Genomic DNA, 24,722 nt, shown 5'->3' with positions numbered 1-24,722 from the left:
CCGGATCCGTGCTGTCTTCGTGAAGGACTCCCATGACCCGTCTTGCCGTCATCACCGGCTCCGTCCGTCCCAACCGCGTCGGCTCCGCCGTCGCCCAGTGGGTCGCCGAGAAGGCGTCCACCGTCGAGGGGGTCGAGGCCGAGGTCCTCGAGCTCGCCGACTTCGGCCTCCCGGTCTTCGCCGAGGAGATGCCTCCGATGATGGCCGCGCCGAAGGACCCCGCCGCCGTGGCGTGGAACGAGGCACTGGCCCGCTTCGACGCCTGCATCGTCGTCACCCCCGAGTACAACCGCTCCATCCCGGGGGCCCTCAAGAACGCACTCGACTTCGTCGTCCCCTCGGTGCTCGCCAACAAGGCCATCGGCCTGGTCGGCTACTCCTACCTGGGCGGCGTCCGCCCGGTCGAGGAGCTGCGTGACATCCTGACCAACTTCACCACGGGCGTCGTGGGCCGGCAGGTCAACCTGTCCCTGGCCACTGACTTCGAGAACGGGAGCGCCTTCATGCCCGCCGCCTACCACGACGGCGAGGTCCCCGCCATGGTCCGGGACATCGTCGCCCAGGACCGGGCGCTGGCGGCCCTGCGCTGAGCGGCCGTCCGGGTCGGTCTCAGGCCAGGTCGAGGCCCCGGTAGCGGTCGACCGCCCCGGCGACATCGACCATGCGAGGGCGCACCAGGAAGGCCGGGCGCTCGTGAATCGAGCACAGCGCGTCCAGGCCCTCGTCGTCCAGCAGCGCGTCCAGGTCCTCCAGGCACTCCGCCAGCGAGGAGATCCCGTCGAAGCGCTGCTCCAGCAGCGCTCGCAGCGCGTGGGCGATCGCTTCGGTCTGCCCCGGGTCGACGATGCCGGACACGTCGGCGACGTCGATCTCCTCGCGGTCCAGCTGGAAGCGGTCCAGGCCGCGCGCCCGCGTGCGCGTCGGCCCCCGCCGCTCGCGCGGAGGCGAGGGCAGGGGCGCGCGCGGGCGCGCCGTCGGCCACTGCGGCAGCGCCGTGTCCTCGCGCGGCTGGGCGGCCACGACGGCGGCGGCCCGGTCGGTGGCGTCGCGCAGCTCGTAGGAGTCCATGAGCAGGATCCTGTCGGCGACGTCCAGGTAGTCCCCCGACCCTCCCATCACCATGACCGTGGAGACCCCGGTGGCCGCCAGCGCCCCGACGCGGTCGACGAAGGGCGTGATCGGCTCGCGCTCGTCGGCCACCAGGGAGCGCATGCGGGCATCGCGGATGAGCAGGTTGGTCGCCGAGGTGTCCTCGTCCAGCAGCAGGGCGCTCGCCCCCGCCTCGATGGACTCGATGATCGACGCGGCCTGCGAGGTCGAGCCCGAGGCGTTCTTAGTGGTGAAGGCCACGGTGCCGCGTCCGCCCGGCAGGTGCGAGATGAAGGGGGACAGATCGACGCCGGTGACCGCCCGACCGTCCGCGGCGCGCACCTTGACCGCGTCCGGCACGGTGGCCACCAGCTCGCGGCCGTCCCCGGGCACGTGCGGGTAGACGCCCCGCTCGACGGCGCTCAGCAACGTCGACTTGCCGTGGTAGCCGCCGCCGACGATGACGGTGACGCCGGTTCCGATGGCGGTGCCCCGCACCTGCCCGGCGTGAGGCAGGGTGACGACGGCGGCCAGCGAGTCGGGCGCCTGAAGCGGCACGGCGTCCACGTGCAGGGGCTCGTCGCTCACCCCGGAGCGTCGTGGCAGCAGGGCGCCGTCGGCGAGGAAGGAGACCCATCCGCGCTCGCGCACGGTCCTCGTCAGGGCGCGGTGGTCCTCGAGCGCGGCCACATGGGCGAGCAGCCGCTCGGCCCGCTCGCCGGACAGGTCCAGGGCGGTGCCGATCGCGCGAGTCAGGTCGCGCGCCACGATGCGGGCCGCCTCGTGGCCCTGGATGGAGCGGCCGCGCGCGGGCAGCGCCATGCGGGCCCGCACCTCCAGCCTGCGGACTCCCGCCTCCGACGACCCCTCGTCCTCCGGCTTGTCGTCCGGGCTCCCGTCTCTCGTCTCCTCGTCCTCCGGGTCCTCGGGTGGGGCCAGGACCGCGGAGCGCTCCAGGATCTCCTGGCCCGGGGCTGCGATGGACAGGCTGGTGCCCTTGAAGGCCGCGTGCAGCTCACGGGTGAGGAAGTCGCACACCGCCAGGCGACGATCGTCGGTCGTCAGGAGCTCCCGATCCTCCAGGATCTCCAGCCCCGACAGGTCGGTGGGCGCCTCCAGACGGATGCGGGTCGGGGGCGCGTAGGGGTCGGGCTGGACGCGGTCGACGTGCAGGACCCAGTCCTCGGGCGCCTCGTAGCGGCCCACGATCGCCCTGTACGCCGCGTAGGAGCGGCCGTCCAGGGCGTGGAGGTGCCCCACGAGGTCGGACAGAGAGCCGTCGCGCGGCTCATCGTCGTACTGGCGACGCCGACGGTCGTCGCCGCGTCCGGGGACGCTGTAGTCGTCCCGTCCGCCGGATCGCGGTCCTCTGCGGTCGTCGCGATGCCCGCGGTAGCCGCGGTCGCCCCCGCGGCTCCTGTAGGGTCCGTCGTACCGGCGCGAGCCGCCGCTGCGGCCCGCGCGGCCGCCTCGCCCGTATCCCTGATGCCGGTCGTCCGGTCGCTGCCCGTCGTTGCTCATGGGGCGATCCTGGCACATCACTGCGGCTGTTCCGCATATGCGTCGAGATCGGTCCGGTTCCGCGTCGAGATCGGTCGGGCTCCGGCTCGGGATCGGTCCGTCCCCCGCCGTCCGCATTGCGAGGCGGGCCGTGGCGCGCGGAGCTCACCGGCTCCGCTTGAAGCCGTCGCGCACGGCCCTCGTGAGCCGGTCCAGTCCCGCCGAGGCGATCGACCAGCGGTGCCAGAACAGTGCACGGTCCAGGGCGGCCAGCCCGGGCACGGTCACCAGGCCCGGGTGCGCGTCCAGCTGGCCGGCGGGCAGCATGCCCCAGCCCAGGCCGGCCTCGATGGCCGCGGCGAGCCCGGCGGTGGTGGGGACGACGGCGCGCGGCGCGGGCACCGGCAGGCCCGCCGCGCGCAGGGCGAGGTCCTGCAGATCGTCGTCGGCGTCGAAGCGAACCACCGGCAGCGAGGAGGCCGTGGCCCCGGCGACCAGGAGCCCGGGCGCGACGACGGGGACGTAGGTGGTCGTTCCCAGGCGCTCCGCCCGGCATCCGGCCGCGCGCGCACCCGAGGCGGACACGGCGCACATGACCCGCCCCGATCGCAGCAGTTCGGAGGTGCGGCTCTCGTCGGCCACGATCAGGCGGAGACGGCAGTTCCATGCGGCGGCCTCGTGCAGGACGGCGGGGAACCAGGTCGCCAGTGAGTCGGCGTTGACGGCGACAGCCAGCTCGACCGGTTCCGCCTCCCCCGTTCCGGTGCCGGCTCGTGGGCCGGTCGTCCCGTCGAGGTCGAGCTCGGCCGTCATCTCAGCGGCCAGGAGTGATTGCTGGCGGGCGTAGCGCAGCACGACCTCGCCGTCGGGCGTCGGGGTGGAGGGGGAGCCGCGTCGTACGAGAACGCGACCGAGAGCGGACTCCAGCGCCCGGATTCGCTGGCTGACCGCCGAGGTCGAGACTGCGAGCCGACGGGCGGCGGCCTCGAAGGCGCCGGTGTCGGCGACGGCCTCCAGGGCGGCGAGCTGATCCGGATGCATGAAGGAACTCTTCATGAACTGAAGAATATCGCGTTGGTCTTTATGAGTGCGCCGTGCTTAACCTCGGCGCATGATCGTCTCGTTGACCGCTCTCCTGACCTCGGCCCGGACGGGCGCCTTCGCCGCCTCGGCCATGTCCGCTCCGGCCGGGCTGCCCGCATCGCTTGACCTCGCCCCCGCCCTGACCGGCTTCGGCACCGGGCTCGGCCTCATCGTCGCCATCGGCGCCCAGAACGCCTGGGTGCTGCGACAGGGGGTGCGCCGTGAGCACATCGGGCTGGTCGTCGCGATCTGCGCCCTCAGCGACCTCGTCCTCATCGCGGTGGGAACCGGGGCGATCCGCATCGTGACCGGCATGGCCCCCTGGGTGCTCGAGGTGCTGCGCTGGGGAGGGGTGATCTACCTGGTCGCCTTCGCGCTCACCTCGTTCCGCTCGGCGCTGCGCCCCGAGGCTCTGGAGCAGTCGGCGGCGCGCCCGGCCGCCTCGGTGGCGGCGACCACGCTGGCGCTGACCTGGCTCAACCCGCACGTCTACCTCGACACGGTCCTCATGCTCGGCACGGTGACCAACAACTTCGGGTCCGCCCGTTGGTGGGCCGCGGCCGGCGCCGGCGCGGCCTCCGTCCTCTGGTTCGCCGGGCTGGGGCTCGGAGCACGTGCCCTGTCGGGTCCGTTGTCCAGCCCCCGGACGTGGCGAGTGGCGGACGTGCTCGTCGGCTGCGTCATGCTGGGGGTCGCCGCGCACCTGGCTCTGGGCGCATGACGGGTCGTCCCCCCGCGTCGAGATCGGTCCGGTTCCGCGTCGAGATCGGTCCGGCCGGCAGCGCCTCGGAGCCGCTCAGGCGCCGCTCGCGTCCTCGGCGGCCTCCTTGCGGAGCGTGCGCAGGCCGAAGGAGAGCATGGTCCGCAGCAGGAGCGGGTTCCACACCCTGGTGAATCGGGTGACGGTTCGCTTCGGCATGCGGCGCAGGACGGCGACGACGCGCCTCGTCTCACCGCGTTCGGGCGCGAGCGGACTCGTCCTGACCATCGCCTCGACCGTGATGGACAGCGCCGCGCCGCGCCCGGCGAGATCCTCATCCGGCAGCGCGCGCCACGAGCCCTGACGATGGGCCTCCTCGAGGACGGTCAGGGCCGAGCCCAGCCCGGCACGAGACAGGCCCACCAGCTCCGGGCGGATCCGCTCGGCGTCGAGGCGCTCGAGGAGCTCCGCGGCCAGCGGTAGGGCCGAGGACGCCAGCACGTCGATCAGGCCGTTGACCTCGGCGCGCTCCTGGGGCGACATCTCGGGCGTCCCCGGCGCGGCCCCGCCCTCGTCGTCGACGTCCCCGGAGAAGAGCGCGGGCACGCCGAGCGCCTCGGCGCGCTTGGTGGCGCGATGCACGTCGGCCAGGCGCTGGTGCGCCGCCGGGGAGGCCGCCAGCGCGGTGAGCAGCTCGTCGGCGGCACGCCAGCGGAACTCGGCCCTCTCGGTTCGCTCGGCCTCCTCGTCGCCGGTCCGCGGCGCGGTCGGTCCCGGTTCAGACATCGGGAGCCGTCTCGGGCGGCAGCACGTCGGTCTGGGCGGGCAGATCCGCGACGCCCACCGGGCAGGTCACCCCGTTGGGGCCGTGGTTGCAGTAGCCGCCCGGATTCTTGTGCAGGTACCCCTGGTGATAGTCCTCGGCCAGGTAGAAGGGGCCGCCGAACTCGGCGTACAGCCCGTCGACCGGTCCGATCGTCGTCACGCAGGTGCCCAGACCCAGGCGGGTCAGCTCGCTCTGGAACAGGTCGCGGATCCCGTGGGCGGCGGCGGCCTGGGCGGGTGTCGTCGTCCACACGGCCGAGCGGTACTGGGTGCCGACGTCGTTGCCATGCCTGTTGGGGCGGGTCGAGTCGTGGTTCTCCCAGAAAGCGCGCAGCAGCGCCTCGCCACCCGCTCCGACGACGGCGGGGTCGTAGACCGCCCGCACCGTCTCGGCATGGCCGGTGGCCCCGGTGCTGACCTCCTGATAGGTGGGGTTCGGCGTCGTGCCGCCCATGTATCCGACGGCCGTGGCCACGACGCCGGGCAGACGCCACAGGATCCGCTCCACGCCCCAGAAGCAGCCGCCCGCCAGGTGGATCACCTCGGTGCCCTCCGGCCAGGGGCCGTCCAAAGGACCGCCGAGGACGACATGATCGCCCGGTTCCGGCAGCAGGCCGGTCTCGCGGCCGGGGATCGCGGGGTTTCGGGACGGGATCCCAGAGGGCGCGTTCTTCATGGCGGTCACACTACCGTCCCCGCCCTCCGCGGGACGGGCGCCCGGAACGCGCTCGCTCGTACGAGCCGCGGGCGTGGGAATACGTGCCGGTGCCCGATGACGGCCGGCACCGCCGGCCGTCATCTCAGACCGTGGTGACGTCGACGATCTCCGCCTCGATCTCCTTGCCGGTGGGGGCGGCGTAGGTGACGGTCTCGCCGGCCCTGTGCCCCATGAGCGCCTTGCCGAGCGGAGCATCGGGGGAGAAGACCTTGACGCCCGCGGGGACGTCCGCGGTGATCTCCTGTCCGCCGAGCGCGAAGCGCTGCTCCTTGCCGGCGACCCTCGCGGTCACGATCGTTCCGGCGGAGACCGAGCCGTCGGAGGCGGCCTCGCCGATCTGGGCGTTCTCGAGCAGGTCGGTGAGCTGGATGATGCGGGCCTCGTTGAGTCCGGCCTCCTCGCGCGCGGCGTGATATCCGGCGTTCTCGCGCAGGTCGCCCTCCTGGCGGGCGGCCTCGACGCGCGCCGCGATCTCCTTGCGGTCGGTGTCCTTACGGCGGCGCAGCTCCTCGGTAAGACGGTCGAAAGCGTCCTGCGTGAGCCAGGTGCCCTGTTGCTCGGTAGTCTCCTCGGCCATGGGTCCTCCTAGACTGAACGACGAGTTCAACTCGTGATCTTAGCCCCCGATCCTCGACCCATCAGTCCGCTCCCCGCCTCTCAGTCGAGGACGGCGAGGTAGCAGGCGACGCAGTGGCAGGCCCACCCCGCGACCGTGCACAGGTGGAAGATCTCGTGGAAGCCGAACCACTCCGGCGACGGATCGGGGTGCTGGCGGACGTAGATGACGCCCCCGATGGTGTACAGGACGCCTCCCGCTATGAGCAGGCACACGATGGCCGGTCCCCCGGCGACCCAGAACTGGGGCAGGAACCAGAACGCCACCCAGCCCAGGGCCACGTACAGCACCGTGGAGAACCAGCGCGGCGCGCTCCGCCAGACCAGGCACTTGACGATGCCCAGCAGCGCCCCGCCCCACACGATGCCCAGCACGGCCGCGGCGATCCCGGTGCTGAGCAGCGCCACGGACAGGGGAGTGTAGGTGCCCGCGATCAGCAGGAAGATGTTGGAGTGGTCGAAGGACTGGAGCACGACGGATACGCGGCGCGTCCACCGACCGCTGGAGATGTGGTACACGCCGGAATTGGCGAAGAGCAGCAGGGAGGAGACGAGGTAGGCGACGCACGCCCATGTCCGCCCGGCGCCGGGGGCCAGGACCGTCAGCACGATGCACGCGGCCAGCGCCAGGGGCGCGGTGCAGGCGTGGATCCAACCGCGCAGGTGCGGCTTGGGGTAGCCGTCGTAGGTGAGGGAGGGCTTCTTGCTCGTGCTGCTCTGCATGGTGCTCTCCTCGACGGCGTTGGACGCGACGACGTCCTCGGGTGCGCGCACGGTCTCGTGCGCGGGAGCCTGGATGCTCATCGACGGACCTCCTCGACGGGTTCGCTCAGCTCGCGGGCCAACAACTTACGGTTCCGTAGGTTACGTTACCGTAGGTTTGTGTGGAAGGGTGGGGAGCGCCTCATTCCCGCGCTACCGTTGCTCCAGAGAACCCGCGGGCGCCCGCGCGTGGCGGGCGATCGCACCCGGAGGAGGGGCATGGCAGGGAAAAACCTCGTCTACGAGTTCTATGAGCGTCGCCTGGCCGCGCAGATCGACCCCGAACGGGTGCCCGGTCACGTCGGCGTCATCCTCGACGGCAATCGGCGCTGGGCGCGCACCAGGGGCTTCGGGGCCGCCCAGGGGCACAAGCGGGGTGCGGACAAGATCGAGGAGTTCCTCGGCTGGGCGCAGATCGCCGGAGTCCGCATGGTCACCCTGTGGCTCCTGAGCACTGACAACCTCTCACGGGATCCGGCCGAGCTGTCCCCGTTGCTGGACATCATCGCCCACGCCGTCGATGAGCTCGCGTCCACCGGCCGCTGGCGCCTGCGCCTGGTCGGCGCGGTCGATCTGCTGCCCGCGTCCGTCGCCGAGCGCCTGCGCAGCGCCGTCGCCTCCACGGCCGCGCCCCGGAGCGCCGACGACGGCGCGGAGGGGACCTTGGGGGACCGGGCCGACACGCGCATGCACGTCAATATCGCGGTGGGGTACGGCGGCCGCCAGGAGATCGCCGACGCCGTGCGGGATCTCCTGCGGGAGCGGGCCGCCACCGGCGACAGCCTCGAGGACGTCGCGGCCACGCTGTCCGAGGAGGACATCACCGACCACCTGTACACCAAGGGCCAGCCGGATCCAGACCTGGTCATCCGCACCTCCGGCGAGCAGCGGCTCTCGGGCTTCCTGCTGTGGCAGTCGGTCCACTCGGAGTTCTACTTCTGCGAGGTCAACTGGCCGGCATTCCGGCGCATCGACTTCCTGCGCGCGCTGCGCGACTACGCGGGCCGGGAGCGCCGCATGGGACGATAGGCGCGTCCCGGGAGCCCGCAGCCGTTCCGGGTGCCCGTGCGAGGGCGCCCGGCGACCGGGCCCGCGCTCGCGGAGCCCGGGTCGCGAGGCCGACGGCTCGGGCTCAGGACTCGAGCTCGGCGCGGGTGGGCGGGTTCGCGCCCGCCCGCGAGACCGTGATGTCGGCGATCGCCGCGGCGTGCCGCACGATGCGCTCGAGCGTGGCCGCGTCGATGGCGCGCAGGGCCTCGCGCCGGTCCGCTCCCACGAGGTTCTCGGCCCACAGGCCGTCCTCGAGTCCGCCCATGAAGGAGTCCCCGGCGCCCACGGTGTCGGTGACGACGACGTCCGAGCCCGCGGGGACCTCCAGGCGCAGTCCGGAGGCGGTCATCGCCAGGGCGCCGTGCTTCCCCCGTGTCACGACGACGACGGCCGGCCCGCGCGTGAGCCAGTCGTTCAGGATGTCCTGGAGCGCGGAATCGGTGGAGGCGTCGATGCCGTAGAGCCAGGCGATGTCCTCGTCGGAGCACTTGACCAGGTCGGACAGGGCGACGAGCCGCTCGACGATGGCGCGTGCGCCGGCCGGTTCCCCCATGAGCTGGGGGCGGGCATTGGGGTCGTAGCACACGGTGGAGGTGGCGCGGAAGTCGGTCAGGACCTTCTCGACCGTGGTCGCTCCGGGAGAGAGGATGGCTGCGATCGAGCCGGTGTGGACGAGCAGCGGGGGCTCCGCGTCCTCGGCGCGGGTGGGGTAGGGGGGCTCCCAGCTCAGGTCGAAGACGTAGGAGGCGGCGCCGTCCGGACCGATGGTCGCCTCGGCGGTCGAGGTGCGCGCGGCGCCGTCGGAGCCCGGGGTCAGTCGCACGCCGTCGGCCTCGAGGTGGGCGCGGACGGCCTTGCCGCGCGCATCGGTGCCGATCCAGCAGTCGAGCTCGGCGTCGCGGCCCAGCCTGGCCAGGCCGAGAGCCACATTGGCCGGGGAGCCGCCGGGAATGTCGGTCGGCGATTCGTCGGGGCGGATGACGACATCGACGAGGGCCTCGCCGATGACGAGAGCGGTTCCTGGGCGGCCGGGGGCGGTCATGATGGCTCCTTGCGGTGGAGGTGACGGGGGTCAGGAGGGGGCTTTCTCCCGCTCGGCGACGGCGGCCAGGCGAGTGCGCGCGTCATCGAGCCAGGCCTGGCAGCGGGCGGCGAGGGCCTCGCCGCGCTCCCACAGCGTGAGAGCCTCCTCCAGCGGAACCTGGCCGGCCTCGAGGCGCTGGACGACGGAGACGAGCTCCTCACGGGCGCGCTCGTAGGACAGCGTCGCGACATCGGCGTTGGCGTCGGACGAGCCGTTGGACGGGTCGGTGGCGCCGATGGAGGAGGACAGGCTCATGGTGTGGATTGTTGCACGTTGTCCGCCTCCCGGGGGCGGGTCCGGGGTTCGAAGTCCGAAGTCGGCCCGGGAGGCGTCCCGGGGGCCGGCTCGGAGTCGAGCGCGGGCTTGGTGGCGCCCACCACCTGGGCGACCATGCGCCCGGAGGCGAGCACGCCCTCGATGAGGTCGCCCTTGGCGACGTCCTCGGCGCTGGTGATGATCGTGCCGCCGGGCTTGCGCAGGATGGCGTATCCGCGGTCGAGCACCCCCTGGGGGGAGAGCGCCGTCAGGCGCGCGCGCTCGGCGTGCAGGTCCGCCTGCGCCAGGGACAGGGCGGTGCCCAGGCCGCGGCGCAGGCGCTCGCGGATCTGGTCGAGCTCGGTCTCCCTGTCCCGGACGATGACGGCGGGGTCGGTCATGACGGGGCGCTCCCGCACCTGGTCCAGACCGCGCTGCTCGGCCTCCAGCCGCGCGGTCAGAACGCCCCGCATCCGCTCGCGCGCCGAGTCGAGCCCGATCGTCTCCTCGGCCAGATCTGGCACGATGCGCCGGGCGGCATCGGTGGGGGTCGAGGCCCGGTAGTCGGCGACGAGGTCCAGCAGCGGGCAGTCCGTCTCGTGCCCTATGGCGGAGACGATCGGAGTGCGGGCCGCGGCCGCCGCCCGCACGAGGCCCTCGTCGCTGAAGGGGAGCAGGTCCTCGACGGCGCCCCCGCCGCGGGCGACGACGATGACGTCGATGGATGCGTCGCCGTCCAGCTCGCGGATCGATGCGGTCACCTCGCGCACGGCCTGCGCGCCCTGGACCGCGACCTCGCGGACGACGAAGGGCAGGCCGGGCCAGCGCAGCCGGGCGTTGACCAGGACGTCGTCCTTGGCCTTGGCCCCCCTGCCGCACACGAGGCCGACGGCGCGCGGCAGGAAGGGCAGGGGGCGCTTGCGCTCGGGGGCGAACAGGCCCTCGGCCGCCAGCACCCGACGCAGCTGCTCGATGCGCGCCAGCAGATCACCGACGCCGACCGGTCGGATGTCGTCGGCGCGCAGCTCCAGGCTGCCCCGTTTGGCCCAGAAGCGCGGTCTGGCGTGGACGACGACGCGCGCGCCCTCGGACACCCGAGCGCCCGTCGCCGTCTCCAGGGCCGCCAGGTCGCGGGTGAAGATCGACACCGACATCGACACGTCCGCGTCGGTGTCGCGCAGGGAGAGGTACTGCATGCCCGAGCCGGGGCGGCGGTTGAACTGGACGACCTGCCCCTCGACCCACACGTGGGTCATCCGCGCCACGTAGTCGTCGATCTTGGACGACAGCAGGCGCAGCGGCCAGGGGTTGTCCGCGGTGGTGTCCCGGGCCAGGCGGGCGAGCGGGGCCCCGGTGGGCGGGACCGGGGTCGTCGTCGGCGCGGGCCGGGGGGCGCTGGGCCCAGCGGGTCCTGCGGGCTCTATCGGCTTTGCGGGCTCTGTCGGCACTGTCACGTGCACCACTGTGCCATGTTCTCCCCTGGGGGCCCGCGACGGGCTGTGGCACAGTGGTCGCGTGACCGACCATCCCACCGCTCAAACCAGCGCCCCGCCCGCTGATCCCGACGTCGGACGGATCCTCCTGGCCGCCCCGCGGGGCTATTGCGCCGGGGTGGACCGCGCAGTCGATGCCGTCGAGCAGGCGCTGACGCACTACGGGGCTCCGATCTACGTGCGTAAGGAGATCGTCCACAACAAGTACGTCGTCGAGGCCCTGTCGCGGCGCGGGGCGATCTTCGTGGCGGAGACCGACGAGGTGCCCGAGGGCGCGCGCGTGATCTTCTCCGCTCACGGCGTGTCCCCGGCGGTGCACGCCCAGGCGGAGGCCCGTCACCTGCGGACGATCGACGCGACCTGCCCGTTGGTGACCAAGGTGCACAAGCAGGCGATCCGCTTCGCCAAGGGTGATTACGACATCGTCCTGGTCGGGCACGCCGGTCACGAGGAGGTCGAGGGGACCCAGGGCGAGGCGCCCGACCACATCCAGGTCGTCAACGGCCCCCACGAGGTCGACGCGGTCACGGTGCGCGATCCGGAGAAGGTCGTGTGGATCAGCCAGACGACCCTGAGCGTGGACGAGACCCTGGAGACGGTCCGCCTCCTGCGCGAGCGATTCCCGCACCTGGCCGATCCGCCCGGTGATGACATCTGCTACGCCACCCAGAACCGTCAGGGAGCGGTCAAGGCGATCGCCCCGCGCGTGGATGTCATGGTCGTGGTCGGCTCGGGCAACTCCTCCAACTCCGTGCGTCTCAAGGAGGTCGCCCTTGAGGCCGGAGCGCCGGCCGCCTACCGGGTGGACGACGCCCGTGAGCTGGAGGAGGCCTGGTTCACCGGGGCGAGGACGGTGGGATTGACCTCGGGCGCCTCGGTGCCGGAGATCCTTGTGCGCGAAGTCATCGAGCGCCTCGGCGAGCTGGGCTTCGGCGAGGTCGAGATGGTGCGCACCGCCACGGAGAAGATGTCCTTCTCCCTGCCCAAGAACCTGCGGGCCGACCTCAGGGCGGCCGCCGGCGGGCCCGCAGCGGATCGACGGCGCGGGCCCGCGGCCGACCGCGCCCGCTGAGCGGGTCAGGCGGCAACGATCTGGGTCAGGCGGGTGTGGTCGGCGCAGACCTTGTCGAAGGGGACGATCCACGCCGGTCCCTCGGGCGTCGTCACCCGGGTCACGAGCCCCTCCTCCTGAAGGCACTCCAGACGCGTGGCGGTGTCCTCGCCCTGGGTCTGCCAGGCCGGCTCGCTGTCGGGGATAACGTATCCGCCGAGCGTCGGGGCGGCCCAGCGCAGCAGCAGCACGCGGGCGCCGGCCCGTCCGGAGACGTCGGGGTTGGACGCCAGGGAGGAGGCCACGCCCTTGGCGGAGCCGATGCCGACGGCGCTGGCCAGCGCGCCGTAGGTCGTGCACAGGGCGGGCGTGTGCGCCACCAGGCGGGCGACGGCGGTGGCCACACGCTCACGCGCCGAGGACGCGGCGGCGGCGTCGGCGATGGCGCGGACGCGGGCCCCGGTCAGGCGCGATCTGGCCGCCAGCTCGGAGGAGCTCATGCCGTGGGCGAGGCCGCGCAGGATGAGCTGGTCGCGCTCGTCGCGCAGGGCGGTGAGCTGCGCCTGGAGGGCCTCCTGCTCGGTGGCGAGTGATTCCAGGCGTCTGATGACGCGATCGACCTCGGTCGTGACGCGGGCTTCGTCGTCCAGGTTGGCGTCGGGGGCTGTGGAACGGATCGTGGCGGTGCTCAGGAGACTCGTGGTCATGGCAAGAGATCTTTTCGTTACGTACCAGGGAACGTGGGAAACCCTATATCGTGCACGGTTCGTCTGCCTACAGGTGCTTGGAGAGTGGTAGCAATAGGTGGCATTGCGGGGAAAGATCCGAAGTGGTGCAAGCAAGCCGCTCGATGCTGGCAATGTCCTTGCCAGCAAGTCCCACGGCGCGAAGGCCTTTGTTCCCGATACCTCGTTTGCGGCGCGTGAACGGTCGAAAGTCCGTTATCCCCCCGTGATCTGCTGGTTCTCCGTCGGTCGTCGATGGGGGGGCGTCCGTGTCGGTCGAGCGGGAGGTCGGCGGAATGGGGTCAATATTTGTGAATTGCCTCACTTGTGCGGCGTCGGGGGTGATCGGCGCGGGCGAGGACGGGCCCTCGCCGAGGGCGCTGAATGACCTCGCGGTGACGAGCAGCCGCGAGTCCATCGAGCCGACGGTCCGGTTGTACGCGGTCACCGAGCGGCTCAGGGCAGCGCCCAGCGCGTCGAGGTGGCCGGCCACGACGCCCAGGCGCTCGTAGAGCGTGCGCCCCAGTGCGAGCAGTTCGCGGGCGTCGTCGGCGGCGGAGCTGCGCGCCCAGGCCGTGGCGCAGGTGCGGAGCAGCGCCAGCAGCGACGACGGCGTGGTCAGGGCGACACCCCGTCCCAGGGCGTGCTCGAGCAGCGCCGGATCCGCATCCAGCGCCGCGGACAGAATGGGCTCCGCGGGGACGAAGAGCACGACGAGCTCGGGGGAGTCCTCCAGGTGCCGCTCGTAGTGGCGCTCCGCGAGGGCATCGACATGTCCGCGCAGGGCGCGCGCGTGCGCGGCCAGCAGCCTTCGGCGCTCGGCGTCCGACCCCGTCGCCCGGTCCTCCGCCGGACTCATGATCGCGGCGTTGAGGTAGGAGTCCAGGGGGACCTTGGCGTCCAGGGCCAGGTGACCGGACCCGGGCAGGTGAATGACGACGTCCGGTCTGCCCCCGGCCCCCTCCCGACTCGTGGCCGCACCCGCGCGCCGCCCCACCGCGGCGCCGACCGAGCGCTGCTCGACGAAATCGACGTGCGGCATCATCCCCGACAGCTCGAGCACGCGCGCCAGCTCGACCTCGCCCCAGATGCCGCGAGCCGAGCGCGAGCGCAGCGCCCCCTCGAGCGCTGTGGTCGCCCGGCGAAGCTCCCGATCGGTCTCGGCGCCGGCCCGCAGCTGCTCGGTGAGCGCGGCGTGCTGGGCCGAGCGCCGGCGCTCCATGGAGTCCACCCGGGAGCCCATCTGCTCCAGCTGCGCGCGCACGGGCGCCAGCGCGCGCAGAACCGAGCCATCGCGCTCGGCCCGCTCCTCTGCGAGCTCGGCCCTGTCCGCCAGCTCGTGCGCCCGCGCCCGCCACTGCGCCGCCTCGGCGCGCAGCGTGCTCGCCGCATCACTCCCGAGCGCCTGGCGGCGCGCGGCGCGGACCGTGGCGACGCCGTACCCGAGCGCCGCCCCCAGGCAGACGCCGATGAGGAGCAGCAGCACGGGCGGCGCAGTGATGGTCATGGCGCCACGATCTCACGGGGGTGCGACACGAATCGGGTCCACTCGCGCCGATCCCGACGCCGATGGGACGTGCCCGACAGGGCGCGTCCGGCGAGACATGACCGTCCGCACAGCGGCGGGTGCCGGCGAGGCTGGCAGACTTGGCGCCATGACAGCGATCAAGGGTGTCTCCCTGGAATCGGGCTACCTCCTGGCGGTGATGGTGGCCCTTCTCGTGTGCGCGGTGCTCCTGGGGGCCGTGCTGCTGGGGCGCGCCGGGCGGAGGGACCAGCCGCGGGCGGGCCGCGTGCCGCGCTGGGGCGCCGCGGTCCTCGCCGTCGTGGTGCCCGCCGTCATGGTTCTGGCGGTCGGCGGGCTGATCGTCAATCGCGCGGGGCACTACCTCGCGACCGTCGGCGATCTCATCGGCTCGCTCTCGTCCCAGTCTGCCGGTACGGGCGCCGTCCTTCCCCTGGCGACCGCGGAGCAGCTCGACGCCGTCCCCGCCGACGCCTGGAGGGCGAGCTTCACGGACGCGGGCGACGGCTCGCGGGCGACGACCTGGACCGGCCCGGTCAGCGGGATCGATCTGCAGGTCAAGGTCGTCCTGCCCGCGGGATACCGGCCGGATGACGGACGCACCTACGGCGTCATCGAGGAGCTCCACGGGTACACCGGCACCCCCGACTCCATGATCGACGGCCTGCAGTCGGCCCAGTCGCTTCAGGAGGCCATCGACGCCGGGCGCATCCCGCCGTCCATCGTCGTCATCCCCTCCCTGGACGTGGACGACGACCCGCACGACTGCGCCGACCTGCAGGGCCGGCCCATGGTCGGCACCTGGGCGGCCGAGGAGATCCCGCGCATGGTGCGGGCCTCCTTCCCCAATGTCTCCACCGACCGGCAGGCATGGATGATCATGGGGATCTCCTCGGGCGCCTACTGCGCCGCATGGACCGCCATCGAGAACCCCGATCAGTTCGGCTCCGCCGGGGTGATATCGGCCTTCAATGAACCCATCGAAGGAGGCCTGGCCACCTCGGGCCGCCGGATCGCCGACAAGTACACCCTGTCCACGATGCTCGCCGAGAGCAGTCCCGGCGACACCCGCTTCTACGTCATGGGCGCCCAGGACGACCCCCTCGGCTCGGCGCAGACCGCCTGGCGGATGGCCGACGCCGTCCATGATCCTGATTCCGTCACGGCGGACACGCCGGAGGCCGGCGGCCATGCCTGGCCGCTGTGGGACGAGCGCTTCCGCACGCTGCTGCAGTGGTGGGGGCAGGATCCCCGGCTGTGGTCCGCCGTGGGGCTGGACGCGCCGGCGAGTCCGCACGCCGACGACGGTGTGGCGAGCATCGTCGACACGCCGGCCTCGGAGAGGGGCGACGCCTCCAGCGCCATCAGGCCCACGTCTCCCGCGGGCCTGCCCGCGCGGATCGTGGCGGGGATCATCGCGCTGGTGGGCGTGGCGGCGCTGCTCCGGTGGGGGCCGCGGCTGGTGCCGGCGCCCGCGTCCGAGGACGCCGCCGGGCCCGGGCGGGCCGCCCGCGTCGGACTGTACGCGGCCAGGGCCGTCGCGGTCCTGGCGACCGCGGTGCTCGTGGCGGCGGCGCTGGGACTGGTGGGCAATGCCATCGGCGGCTTCTACACGACGTGGCGCGATCTCGGCTCGGCGTTCACCGAGTGGTGACCGAGTAAGGCCCGTCGACGCGCCCGCCGGGCACCCGCGTTCTCAGGAGGTGACCGGCGCCCTCACGATCTCGCGGATCACCTCGGCGTCGATCTTGGGGCGGCGGTGCGCGTCGGTCAGGCCGTTGGCCTCCTGCATGGTGTCCGTCAACTGCGTGTAGCAGAAGCCGGCCAGGTGGGGGCTCGCCTGGATCGCTCCGAAGGCCCGGCGCAGCCGCGCCTCGAAGTCCGCGGGCCCGTCGGCGGTGGTGTAGCCCCAGGTGGAACCCTCCGCCTCGTCCGAGCCGCTCGCGCGGCTCGCGGCCTTCGAGCCGCTCGCGCGGCTCGCGGCCTTCGAGCCGCTCGCGCCGTCCGGAACGTAGCGGATGCCGCCGAACTCCGTGACCATGACCGGCAGGTCGTGATCAACCGCCCCTTGCACCGTCATGCGCCGCCCGGCGGGGCCAAGGCCGGCCAGCAGCGCGTCGATCCCGTCCGCCTCGGCGTAGCGCAGCGTCACCGCGAGGTCGTCGGCGTCGTAGTCGTGGATCGAGATCATGTCCGAGTACGTGTGCTCCCAGCCGTCGTTGGAGATGACCGGGCGGGAGGGATCGATCGCGCGGGTCAGGTCGGCGAGCGCCCGGCTGAGGGCCCGCTGCTCGGGGCGCTCGGCGAGGTGCTGCACGCCCCAGCTCTCGTTGATCGGCACCCAGGTGACGATGCTCGGGTGCGAGCGGTCGCGGCGCACCGCCGCGCCCCACTCCGTCACCAGCCGGGTGATCGCCTGCGTCGTGAACTCGTAGGGCGCGGGCATCTCGCCCCACACGAGCAGGCCGAGGCGGTCCGCCCAGTACAGGAAGCGCGGGTCCTCGACCTTCTGGTGGACGCGCGCCGCGTTGAAGCCGAGCTCCTTGATCAGGGCCACCTCATCACGGCGGGCGTCGTCGTCGGGCGCCGCCAGGTGCGAGTCCGGCCAGAACCCCTGCTCCAGGACGCCGCGCACGTAGTAGGGGCGGTCGTTGAGCAGGAAGCGGCGGTGGTCCGCGCCCACCGTGCGCAGGCCCAGGTACGAGGCCACGACGTCGGGCACCGTTCCGCCCGCGCCGGTCGCGGCCGTTCCGCCGGCGAGCGGGGCCTTGGCGGGGGAGAGCATGACCTCGGCATTGATGAGCCGCGGGTGCTCGGGGGACCATAGGAGCCTCTCGTAGTGCTGGCCGTGCAGCTGCTGGCGCAGGTCGACGGTCAGCCTCGTCGTCGTCGTCTCGGGCAGCCTCGCCGTCACCTCGGCCAGGGGGCGCCCCTCGAAGGTCAGACGGGCGGTGATCCGCGACCCCTCGGGGACGGGGCGCGTCGCGGTCACCTCGAGCTCGACGGCGTCGCAGGCCCGGCTCGGCGTCCACGCGAGCTCGGCGATCGCCGTGCGCGGCACCGCCTCCAGCCAGACGCTCTGCCAGATGCCGGTCGTGCGCGAGTACCAGATGTCGTGCGGCTCGGATTGCCAGTCCTGCTTGCCGCGCGGCTGACCGGCGTCCAGCGGCCGGTCCTCGGCCCGCACGACGAGAAGGGCGTCCTCGCCGTCGCCCGGCAGCGCCCGCGTGATGTCGAGCGCGAAGGGGACGTGCCCGCCCTCGTGCTCGCCCACGAGCCGGCCGTCGATCCACACGCTCGCCCGGTAGTCGACCGCGCCGAAGTGCAGCAGGACCCTCTCTCCCTGGGTCGGTCGACCAGCGCGGGCCAGGTCGTCGGCGGTGATCGCGCGCGAGTACCACACGACCGGGTGGTAGCCGGTATCCCCGATGCCGGAGAGACCGCTCTCGGGCGGGAGGGGAACGGTGATGGTGCGCTCGCCGACGCCGCGGGAGGGCCAGTCCCGATCCAGTCCCGTCTCGGCGTCGTCGTAGGCGAAGTCCCAGGACCCGTCCAGAGTGCACCAGTGGGAGCGGCGCAGCTGGGGGAGGGGGTGGCCCCCGGACGGGTCCGCGTGCGACCGGTGCCCCGTCGTGGCGCCCCCGGAGGTCCCGGAGGCCTCAGGAGCCTCAGTGGGTTCAGCAGGTTCGTCGATGTCGGCACTCATCCATGTCCCCTTTCGCGGCCGGCGCGAGTCGAGTGTGCCACAACACCGGCTTCTGTTGACGGCCCGTTTCGCGGGGGGAATGATGGGGCGGGCCCGTTGAGTCCCGTCGAAGGAGACGCTCGCGTGACCACTCTGCATGTGAACCCAGACACCCTTGATGCCCAGGCCGGAAAAGTCGATGAGGCGGCGGCGGACCTGGAGTCCGTGTCCTACCCCGCCGCCCCCGACGTCGGGCGTTCGACCTCCTCGGTGTCCACCGCCATCAGCCGCCTCTCCTCCAAGGCGTCCGGCGCGGCGTCCAGCGCCCGATCGACGGCGAGCTCCCTGAGGAGGGCCGCCACCTCCTTCCGCAACACCGACGCGTCGGTGGCCTCCTCGACCCCGGGAGGCTCTCATGGGCACCCTTGATGCCAAGGTCATCACCGAGCCGTCGGGCGCCTGGAACGCGGCGCAGAGCCTGACGACGATCTCGACGACCGTCAGCACCGCGGGCGAGGACATCTCCTCGGCCCGCAACCAGGTGGCCTCGGACTGCACGAGCGAGACGACGAACGCCGCGCTCTCCTCACTCTCCTCGCAGCGGAGCACCCTGGACACGCTGTCGACGAACACGACGTCGCTGGCGACGGCGCTCACCGCATTCGGCAACTCGATGAACTCGGTCAAGACCCGGCTGGCTCAGGTCGTCGCCGACGCCGCGGCCGCGGAGCTGGTCGTGTCGGGGTCGACCATCCACTCCCCCGACGACCCCTCCGATGAGAAGTACGAGACGAAGAAGGCGAAGTTCGACGAGCTCAAGGAGACCCTCTACCTGATCCGCCAGGACGAGTCGTCCGCGCACGACACCCTCATCTCCGCCTGCGACTCCATCAAGAGCGCCGGTGAGTGGTTCAGGGACAAGTACCTGCCGACCGGAGGGGTGGGCGACGCCTCCAAGATGGCGGGGTGGGTGAGCCGCGTGGCGACTGGAGCCCATTGGGGATCGATCAGGGCGATCTCCAGGTTCCAACCGCGCTATCCGAAGGGACATCCCAATGCGGGGGCCTTCATGAGAGTGGCCGACCGCGACAAGATGGGGACCCTGCGCACGCTGTGGGCCAAGACGAAGACCTCGAACTGGGTGAACAAGCCCTACACCCGTGGCACGACCGCCTGGAAGGTGCAGCAGGGTGTGACCAAGGCCGCGCCGGTGCTCAAGGGGCTGGGGTACGCCTCGGCGGGTCTTTCCGGGGCACTCGCCGGTTGGGAGCAGTATCAGAAGGACTCGGCCAATCCCAGTATGGGCGAGAAGGAGAAGATCGCCCGTGCTGGGACCCAGGCCGTCACCCAGGGGGTCGGCGGATACGCGGGAGGATGGGCGGGAGCCCAGGTTGGTATGATGCTTGGCGCCGCTGGTGGCCCTATTGGCATTGCCGCCGGAGGGATTATCGGCGGGGCGATCGGCGGCATGGCCGGTTCGAAACTCGGAGAGTCAGTGGGCAATGCCATCAACAAGGGCTGGCATAAGCTCTTCGGCTAGGGTCCGACTCCCGCGGGAGAATGGAATGGAGAGAAATGGAGAGAAGCGGACGGAGGTCATGTCGTGTGGGGCGCATTCGGCGTTCTCGTCTTCGGTCTCGTGATCATCATGTACTGGGCGCTGGCCATGTTCACGGATACCGGGTACGGCGAGTTCGCGCGTGAGACGAGTGCCGAGATCGGTCATAAGAACAATCTCGCCCTCACGATTCCCTCCACGGGGCTCATGTTCGTCTTCGGCTCCGCGACAATGGCGGCGGAGGGATCCGACTCGACTCCCGTCTTCGTGTGCGGCATCCTGAGTGTTGTCTGCATGCTGGTTGTGGTGGTGAGCTTCACCCCGATCCCTCTGCCGGCGTGGATGTATCCCGAGTGGCACCTGGCCCGTCGTCGGGAGGGGCGGCTGGCGCGGATCGCGGAGGCGGAGCGACGTCGGAGCCGCGCCCGCGCGGCCCCATCGCACCCGTTGCCCGGCGCCTCGTCACCCCACTCGCCCGACCACTCAGGAGATGACGCATGACACCCCGACCGACCTCGGACCTGCCGCAGAGGCTGACGGGCCGCGCCATCGCGATGGCGGTCCCCGCCACGTGGATCCCCATCGACTCGGACGCCGTCGCGGGCGCCGGCGGGCCCCTCGCCACCCCGGGCGGTCCGGGCGGCCTGAGCGGCGCGAGCAGCCCGGGCGGTCCGGCGGGTTTCATCGACCTCATCTGCGCCGAGCCGCGCGGCGCCGGCCCGCCCGGCTTCGCGGAGAACTGCGTGGTCACCGTCGCCGACCTGCCGCCGGGGGCATCCGTCGAGGACTGGCACCGCGACTCCACCGCGCAGATCATGTCCTCCATCCCCGGGGCGCAGCTGATCGACATCACCGAGTGGGACATGGACGACCGCACGGGCCTGCTGCGCTCGGGCGTCTACATCAACGACACCGTCTCGGTGACCTTCCTGCAGTGGTCCTGGGTGAGCGGAGCCTCGCGGCGCGGCTTCTCCGCGACCTTCTCCTGCCCGACGAGATCCTGCGACACCGCGGCCCTGCGCTTCTCGGACATGGCCTTGACCCTGGAGGAGATCTAGATGGCTCACCTGGACACCGGTGGGTACGCCCCCGTCCTCATCCTCGGGGATGCCGAGTGGCTCGCCGTGCGGGCCGTGGCCGCGGGAGGGCGGGTCCCCGATGACAGGGCCGCCCGCCGCCTGCGCAGAAGCGGGATCCTGGACGACGACGGCATCGCGCCGCAGGCCGCTCCCGCACTGCACGGGGCCGCGGGGGCGACCCGGCACCTCGACGTCGCCCGTTTCGAGGGCGACGGGTCGGGCCGGCGTGTCGAGGCCTGGATCGGCCCCCGGCGCGCGACCCTCGTCAAGCACGAGCAGGACGGCTTCCACGTCTACGGGCTCGATGACTGCGAGGTGCCCTCGGCCTTCGCCCAGCTGCTCGACATCGGCCCGCGCTACAACGTCGACCTGGGGCCGCGCGTTTTGCCCGAGCGGGTCTACGGGCTTCTCGACAGCGGCGACCTCGACGCCCTGGCCATCGAGCTGGAGGACTTCGCCCGCCGCCTCGACCAGGGCGCGGAGCCCGGCGAGCTCGGCGGACCGACTCCGCTGACCGAGGGCTTCGCCCACCGGACCTGGACGCTCAGCCTGATCTCCACCGAGGCCCTGAGGGCCGACGGGTGGGAGCTCGACGGTGCCCTCACCACCCTTTCGGTCCCGGAGTGCCTCTACGAGCTGCTCCCCCGATCCGTCGCCGGCGCCCCTCCGGAGGCCCTCGCCTTGATGGGCGCGGCCGGGGCCGAGGAGTCCGGGGAGCCCGAGGAGATGGTGCTCGCGATGATGACCTCGCTGGAGCTGTGGGCGCGCGTGAGCACCTGGTTCTTCGCGGCGTGACGGGTCGGCTCCGGCGCGTGTGAGCGGCGCCCGCGGTCAGTATGCTGGTGCAGGCGTTCGCACCGGAGCCGAGAGGGGCGGACAGGATCAGCCGCCGTGCCGGTCGTTCGGGTTCGGAAAGACCGAGGAGCCGGCCTCACGAGAGACAGGACCCACCATCATGATCAATGGAGAACTCATCGACCTGGTCGCCGGGGACTACGAGGCTCGCATCGCCACCTCGGGCGCCACGCTCGTCCACCTGCGCAGGGCGGGCAGCGACCTCATCATCCCCTTCGACGCCGAGGCCTCGCTTCCCGGAGCCTGGCAGGGCAAGACGCTGGTGCCGTGGCCCAATCGGATCGTCGGGGCGCGCTACGCCTATCGCGGCGCGGAGTACCTGGTGCCCTGCAACGAGCCCGAGACCGGCTCCGCCCTGCACGGCCTGGTGGGCTGGGCCGACTTCCAGGTCGCCGCCGAGGGCGGCGGGACCGGGGACGGCGGTGGCGCCGATGACCGTCGCGCGGCCTCCTCGGTCGAGCTCGAGCTCGTACTGCCGGGCTCGTACGCCTACCCCTGGAGCCTGGAGATCGGAGTGCGCTTCGTCCTGGACGCGCGCACCGGACTGACCGTGACGGCGACCGCCACCGGCCTCGGGGCGGGCGTGTCGCCGGCGCCCGGCGTCGTCGGCGCCCCCGAGGCGGACGGCCGCCTCGCACCGGCGCCCTACGGCGTCTCCTTCCACCCCTACCTCACCCGGTCCGTGCCGCTGGACGAGTGCATTCTGCAGGTGCCGGCCACGCGCGTCCTCGACGTCGACGAGCGCATGGCGCCCGCCTCCGAGCGCGACATCACCGGCACCGACTGGGACTGGCGCGCTGGCCGCCTGGTGAGGCGGATCGCGACGGACAACGCCTACACGGGCCTGCCGCAGGGCCCCTGGGCGGTGCGGCTGACCGGTGGGGAGGCGGGCCGCACCGTGGTGATGAGCGCCGAGGCGCCGTGGGTGCAGGTCTACACCGCGGAGCACCTGGGGCGACGGGGCGTCGCCGTGGAGCCCATGACCTGTCCCCCCGACGCCTTCAACAGCGGGCGCGACCTGATCGAGCTCGCGGTGGGGCGGACCCACTCCTTCTCCTACGCCCTGCGCGAGGAGGGCTGAGGCCTCCTCGCGTCCTCCTCTCCTCGAGCCGGTGCCGACGGCCTGCTGGTGGACGCTGCCGTTGGGCCGGCTCCGCGGGCTCCCGGACTCACGCCCGGTTGGCGAAGCGCTCCAGCAGCATCGCGTCCCCGCCGACGACGAGCACGTCCTCCGCGCTGACCAGGGTCTCGGCCGTCGCGTACTCGAAGGGCTCCCCGGGGCTCATGAGGCCGAAGACCGTGATGCCGTAGCGCGAGCGGATCTTGGACTCGCCGATGGTGAATCCGTGCAACTCGGTCGGCGGACGCATCTTGACGATGGTGAAGCCGCCCTTCTCCATCTCGATGTAGTCCAGCATGCGCCCCGAGACCAGGTGCGCGGCGCGCTGGCCGGCGTCGAACTCGGGGTAGACCACGTGGTGGGCGCCGATGCGCCTCAGGATGCGGCCGTGCGCCCGTGAGATCGCCTTGGCCCAGATCTGCGGGGTCTCCAGGTCCACGAGGTTGCCGGCGATGAGGACGCTCGCCTCCAGGGACGTCGCCACCCCCACGACCGCGGTGCCGAACTCGGTGGCGCCCAGCTGCTCGAGGGCCTCCACGTCGGTGGCGTCGGCCTCGACGAGGGGGATGCGACCGGTCCACTGGCGCACGATCGTCGGATTGGTCTCGACGGCGAGGACTTCGCGGCCGAGGCGGTCCAGGGTCGCCGCTACGGCTGATCCGAAGCGTCCCAGTCCGATGACGAGGGTCGATTCGGTGCGATCGACGGGGGCTGCCATGGGTTCTCCTGCGCGGTGGTGCGTGTGCGTGTCGTCCTGAGCGCGAACGGCGCGGGCTCGGTGCTCCTTGTGCTCAGGGCGTCAATGTACTCGCTGACGACGGACTCGCCCGAGCCCCGAACCGCGGCGGTTGGGATGACCGCCGTGATCGCCCTGCCGTGCCGCCGCGAGATATCCCATGCCGTATGACGGCCCGGCGCTGGGACCGGCCGAGATCCGAAAGATCCGGAAGGGGAAGCCGGACCTCGTCAAGGCTCTGCTCGAGGCTCGGGAGGCCGGCTGGCGAAGATCGAGTCGGGATAACGGACTCCCCGAATGGTGTCCATCTGATCCCGCCCGATCTCGCTCCCGCGGAGCAGAACGAGGAGTGAGTTCCGGAATGCGCCGAGCCGACCCCCGTATCCTGACGCCATGCCGCGCGTCACTCAGTCGTACTGAGATCAGCGGGTCGCCAGGATCCTGGCGGCGGAGATCTGCTTCGCCCGGCGGGGCTTCGACGGCGCCTCGATGGACGAGATCATCGCCGAGGCCGGCATGTCGTCGAGCACGGTCTACCGCTACTTCCCGGAGGGCAGGCGCTCCCTCGTGCGGGCGGTCCTCGGCCGGGCCGCGGATCCGGTCGTCGAACGGATCATCACCGGCGAGTACGGCCGACGGGACGCCGCTATGACGGCCCGCGCGGTCGCGCGCCTCCTGAGCGCCCGAGGCGGGGGTCCGCATCACCGCTCGGGGGGATCGGGGGAGTCGGGGCGCGGTGACTCCTGAGCCGGTTCCCGAGTCGACCACTGCGATGCCCACTGGGGATCCGAGCTCGACAGCCTCGCCAGGATGAAGGCGTTGTCCATCTCGCGCTCGTCGCCCAGACCCCGGTAGGCCAGCCCCACGACTTCCCAGTACTCCTTGAGGTCGTAGTCGGTGGCGTCGGAGAACTCGTACAGGGCGCCGGCCAGCTGCGCGGCGTGCAGGCACTCGTCGTACTGATGCGCCAGCAGGTGCCTGACCGCCGCGGAGACGAGCTGCTGGGCCGGGCCGTAGGTGATCAGGCTCAGGTGCAGACCGGCCTGCTCGGCGCGGGTGCGGCCCGTCATGGCGGCGGTCCTCGCGCGCATGGCCAGCCGCGCGCCGTCGTCGTACATGCCCTGCGCGATGGCGCGCAGGGACAGCGAGCGCAGCCGCATGGTCTCCGGGTCGGAGACCTCCTCCAGCAGGTCGTCGTACCGCATCGTCGTCAG

The 24,722-nt window shown here is 72.2% G+C and carries 26 protein-coding genes; 12 read left to right on the top strand and 14 right to left on the bottom strand.

The features are described 5' to 3' along the window. The first annotated feature begins 32 nt into the window (after window positions 1–32). Window positions 33–590, top strand: a complete 558-nt coding sequence (locus G448_RS0102820) for an NADPH-dependent FMN reductase (protein WP_026406750.1) — start codon at window positions 33–35, stop codon at window positions 588–590. 19 nt (window positions 591–609) lie between these two features. Here the strand turns inward: G448_RS0102820 and G448_RS0102815 are convergent, their stop codons facing one another. After that, a complete protein-coding gene (locus G448_RS0102815; protein WP_026406749.1) occupies window positions 610–2,610 on the bottom strand; it encodes an ABC-ATPase domain-containing protein in 2,001 nt (666 codons plus the stop codon). Window positions 2,611–2,754: 144 nt separating this feature from the next. Then, entirely contained in the window at window positions 2,755–3,645 is an 891-nt protein-coding gene (locus G448_RS0102810) for an ArgP/LysG family DNA-binding transcriptional regulator (protein ID WP_026406748.1), read from the bottom strand. Between the two features lie 55 nt (window positions 3,646–3,700). On the opposite strand from G448_RS0102810, the gene G448_RS0102805 reads away from it, so the two are divergent. Further along, window positions 3,701–4,393, top strand: a complete 693-nt coding sequence (locus tag G448_RS0102805) for a LysE/ArgO family amino acid transporter (RefSeq protein ID WP_034494117.1) — start codon at window positions 3,701–3,703, stop codon at window positions 4,391–4,393. 75 nt (window positions 4,394–4,468) lie between these two features. On the opposite strand, the gene G448_RS0102800 is transcribed toward G448_RS0102805, so the two are convergent. From G448_RS0102800 to trhA, 4 genes are all read right to left on the bottom strand, one after another. Then, entirely contained in the window at window positions 4,469–5,158 is a 690-nt protein-coding gene (locus tag G448_RS0102800; RefSeq protein WP_026406746.1) for a hypothetical protein, read from the bottom strand. Continuing rightward, window positions 5,151–5,873 (bottom strand): peptide-methionine (S)-S-oxide reductase MsrA, encoded by a 723-nt coding sequence (gene msrA, locus G448_RS0102795; protein ID WP_026406745.1) that lies wholly within the window; start codon window positions 5,871–5,873, stop codon window positions 5,151–5,153. Before msrA ends, G448_RS0102800 begins: the two co-directional genes overlap by 8 nt. Before the next feature lie 124 nt (window positions 5,874–5,997). Next, a complete protein-coding gene (locus G448_RS0102790; protein WP_026406744.1) occupies window positions 5,998–6,492 on the bottom strand; it encodes a GreA/GreB family elongation factor in 495 nt (164 codons plus the stop codon). 80 nt (window positions 6,493–6,572) lie between these two features. After that, the gene (trhA, locus tag G448_RS0102785; protein WP_026406743.1) at window positions 6,573–7,334 is read right to left on the bottom strand and encodes a PAQR family membrane homeostasis protein TrhA; all 762 of its coding nucleotides are present in this window, start codon (window positions 7,332–7,334) and stop codon (window positions 6,573–6,575) included. Between the two features lie 177 nt (window positions 7,335–7,511). Between trhA and G448_RS0102780 the strand changes: the two genes are divergently transcribed. Further along, window positions 7,512–8,321, top strand: coding sequence for an isoprenyl transferase (locus G448_RS0102780; protein WP_026406742.1), 810 nt, complete (start codon window positions 7,512–7,514; stop codon window positions 8,319–8,321). Window positions 8,322–8,424: 103 nt separating this feature from the next. Here the strand turns inward: G448_RS0102780 and G448_RS0102775 are convergent, their stop codons facing one another. From G448_RS0102775 to xseA, 3 genes are read right to left on the bottom strand one after another with little or no spacing between them, the layout of a single operon-like run. Continuing rightward, entirely contained in the window at window positions 8,425–9,384 is a 960-nt protein-coding gene (locus tag G448_RS0102775) for a carbohydrate kinase family protein (RefSeq protein WP_026406741.1), read from the bottom strand. A 30-nt stretch (window positions 9,385–9,414) separates the two neighbouring features. Beyond that, entirely contained in the window at window positions 9,415–9,681 is a 267-nt protein-coding gene (locus G448_RS0102770; RefSeq protein ID WP_026406740.1) for an exodeoxyribonuclease VII small subunit, read from the bottom strand. Beyond that, entirely contained in the window at window positions 9,678–11,144 is a 1,467-nt protein-coding gene (gene xseA / locus G448_RS14860; RefSeq protein ID WP_084436259.1) for an exodeoxyribonuclease VII large subunit, read from the bottom strand. Before xseA ends, G448_RS0102770 begins: the two co-directional genes overlap by 4 nt. A gap of 52 nt (window positions 11,145–11,196) precedes the next feature. Between xseA and G448_RS0102760 the strand changes: the two genes are divergently transcribed. Further along, window positions 11,197–12,246, top strand: a complete 1,050-nt coding sequence (locus G448_RS0102760; protein ID WP_026406739.1) for a 4-hydroxy-3-methylbut-2-enyl diphosphate reductase — start codon at window positions 11,197–11,199, stop codon at window positions 12,244–12,246. 5 nt (window positions 12,247–12,251) lie between these two features. Here the strand turns inward: G448_RS0102760 and G448_RS0102755 are convergent, their stop codons facing one another. Then, window positions 12,252–12,932: a hypothetical protein gene (locus G448_RS0102755; RefSeq protein WP_026406738.1), complete on the bottom strand. Its 681-nt coding sequence runs from the start codon at window positions 12,930–12,932 to the stop codon at window positions 12,252–12,254. Between the two features lie 67 nt (window positions 12,933–12,999). After that, window positions 13,000–14,457, bottom strand: coding sequence for a DNA recombination protein RmuC (locus G448_RS14855; RefSeq protein WP_084436257.1), 1,458 nt, complete (start codon window positions 14,455–14,457; stop codon window positions 13,000–13,002). Between the two features lie 148 nt (window positions 14,458–14,605). On the opposite strand from G448_RS14855, the gene G448_RS0102745 reads away from it, so the two are divergent. Next, window positions 14,606–16,129, top strand: coding sequence for an alpha/beta hydrolase (locus tag G448_RS0102745; RefSeq protein ID WP_026406737.1), 1,524 nt, complete (start codon window positions 14,606–14,608; stop codon window positions 16,127–16,129). A 42-nt stretch (window positions 16,130–16,171) separates the two neighbouring features. Here the strand turns inward: G448_RS0102745 and G448_RS0102740 are convergent, their stop codons facing one another. Then, window positions 16,172–18,181, bottom strand: a complete 2,010-nt coding sequence (locus G448_RS0102740; RefSeq protein ID WP_026406736.1) for a glycoside hydrolase family 2 protein — start codon at window positions 18,179–18,181, stop codon at window positions 16,172–16,174. 123 nt (window positions 18,182–18,304) lie between these two features. On the opposite strand from G448_RS0102740, the gene G448_RS17315 reads away from it, so the two are divergent. The 6 genes from G448_RS17315 (at window position 18,305) to G448_RS0102710 (ending at window position 22,733) form a co-directional block, all read left to right on the top strand. Then, on the top strand, window positions 18,305–18,589 hold the full coding sequence (locus G448_RS17315) for a hypothetical protein (RefSeq protein ID WP_084436255.1): 285 nt from the start codon (window positions 18,305–18,307) through the stop codon (window positions 18,587–18,589). Further along, window positions 18,576–19,700, top strand: coding sequence for a hypothetical protein (locus G448_RS0102730; protein WP_026406735.1), 1,125 nt, complete (start codon window positions 18,576–18,578; stop codon window positions 19,698–19,700). The genes G448_RS17315 and G448_RS0102730 overlap by 14 nt, the downstream gene beginning before the upstream one ends. 63 nt (window positions 19,701–19,763) lie before the next feature. Further along, the gene (locus G448_RS0102725; protein ID WP_026406734.1) at window positions 19,764–20,219 is read left to right on the top strand and encodes a hypothetical protein; all 456 of its coding nucleotides are present in this window, start codon (window positions 19,764–19,766) and stop codon (window positions 20,217–20,219) included. Beyond that, on the top strand, window positions 20,216–20,776 hold the full coding sequence (locus G448_RS0102720; protein WP_026406733.1) for a hypothetical protein: 561 nt from the start codon (window positions 20,216–20,218) through the stop codon (window positions 20,774–20,776). The genes G448_RS0102725 and G448_RS0102720 overlap by 4 nt, the downstream gene beginning before the upstream one ends. Further along, on the top strand, window positions 20,777–21,592 hold the full coding sequence (locus G448_RS0102715; protein WP_026406732.1) for a hypothetical protein: 816 nt from the start codon (window positions 20,777–20,779) through the stop codon (window positions 21,590–21,592). It begins immediately after the preceding gene. 160 nt (window positions 21,593–21,752) lie between these two features. Beyond that, entirely contained in the window at window positions 21,753–22,733 is a 981-nt protein-coding gene (locus tag G448_RS0102710; RefSeq protein ID WP_026406731.1) for an aldose epimerase family protein, read from the top strand. Window positions 22,734–22,821: 88 nt separating this feature from the next. Here G448_RS0102710 and G448_RS0102705 read toward each other — a convergent pair whose 3' ends face one another. Then, complete coding sequence (locus G448_RS0102705) at window positions 22,822–23,490, bottom strand: potassium channel family protein (RefSeq protein WP_026406730.1); 669 nt, start codon at window positions 23,488–23,490, stop codon at window positions 22,822–22,824. A 456-nt stretch (window positions 23,491–23,946) separates the two neighbouring features. Between G448_RS0102705 and G448_RS19085 the strand changes: the two genes are divergently transcribed. After that, a complete protein-coding gene (locus G448_RS19085) occupies window positions 23,947–24,255 on the top strand; it encodes a helix-turn-helix domain-containing protein (protein ID WP_315558994.1) in 309 nt (102 codons plus the stop codon). On the opposite strand, the gene G448_RS0102690 is transcribed toward G448_RS19085, so the two are convergent. After that, a complete protein-coding gene (locus G448_RS0102690; RefSeq protein WP_026406728.1) occupies window positions 24,210–24,713 on the bottom strand; it encodes a hypothetical protein in 504 nt (167 codons plus the stop codon). The genes G448_RS19085 and G448_RS0102690 overlap by 46 nt on opposite strands. Window positions 24,714–24,722: the final 9 nt, after the last annotated feature.

Source organism: Actinomyces gerencseriae DSM 6844, from assembly GCF_000429265.1.
Taxonomy (GTDB): domain Bacteria; phylum Actinomycetota; class Actinomycetes; order Actinomycetales; family Actinomycetaceae; genus Actinomyces; species Actinomyces gerencseriae.
Note: the sequence above shows the minus strand (reverse complement) of the source record. Positions and strands in the feature narration are given on the sequence as shown.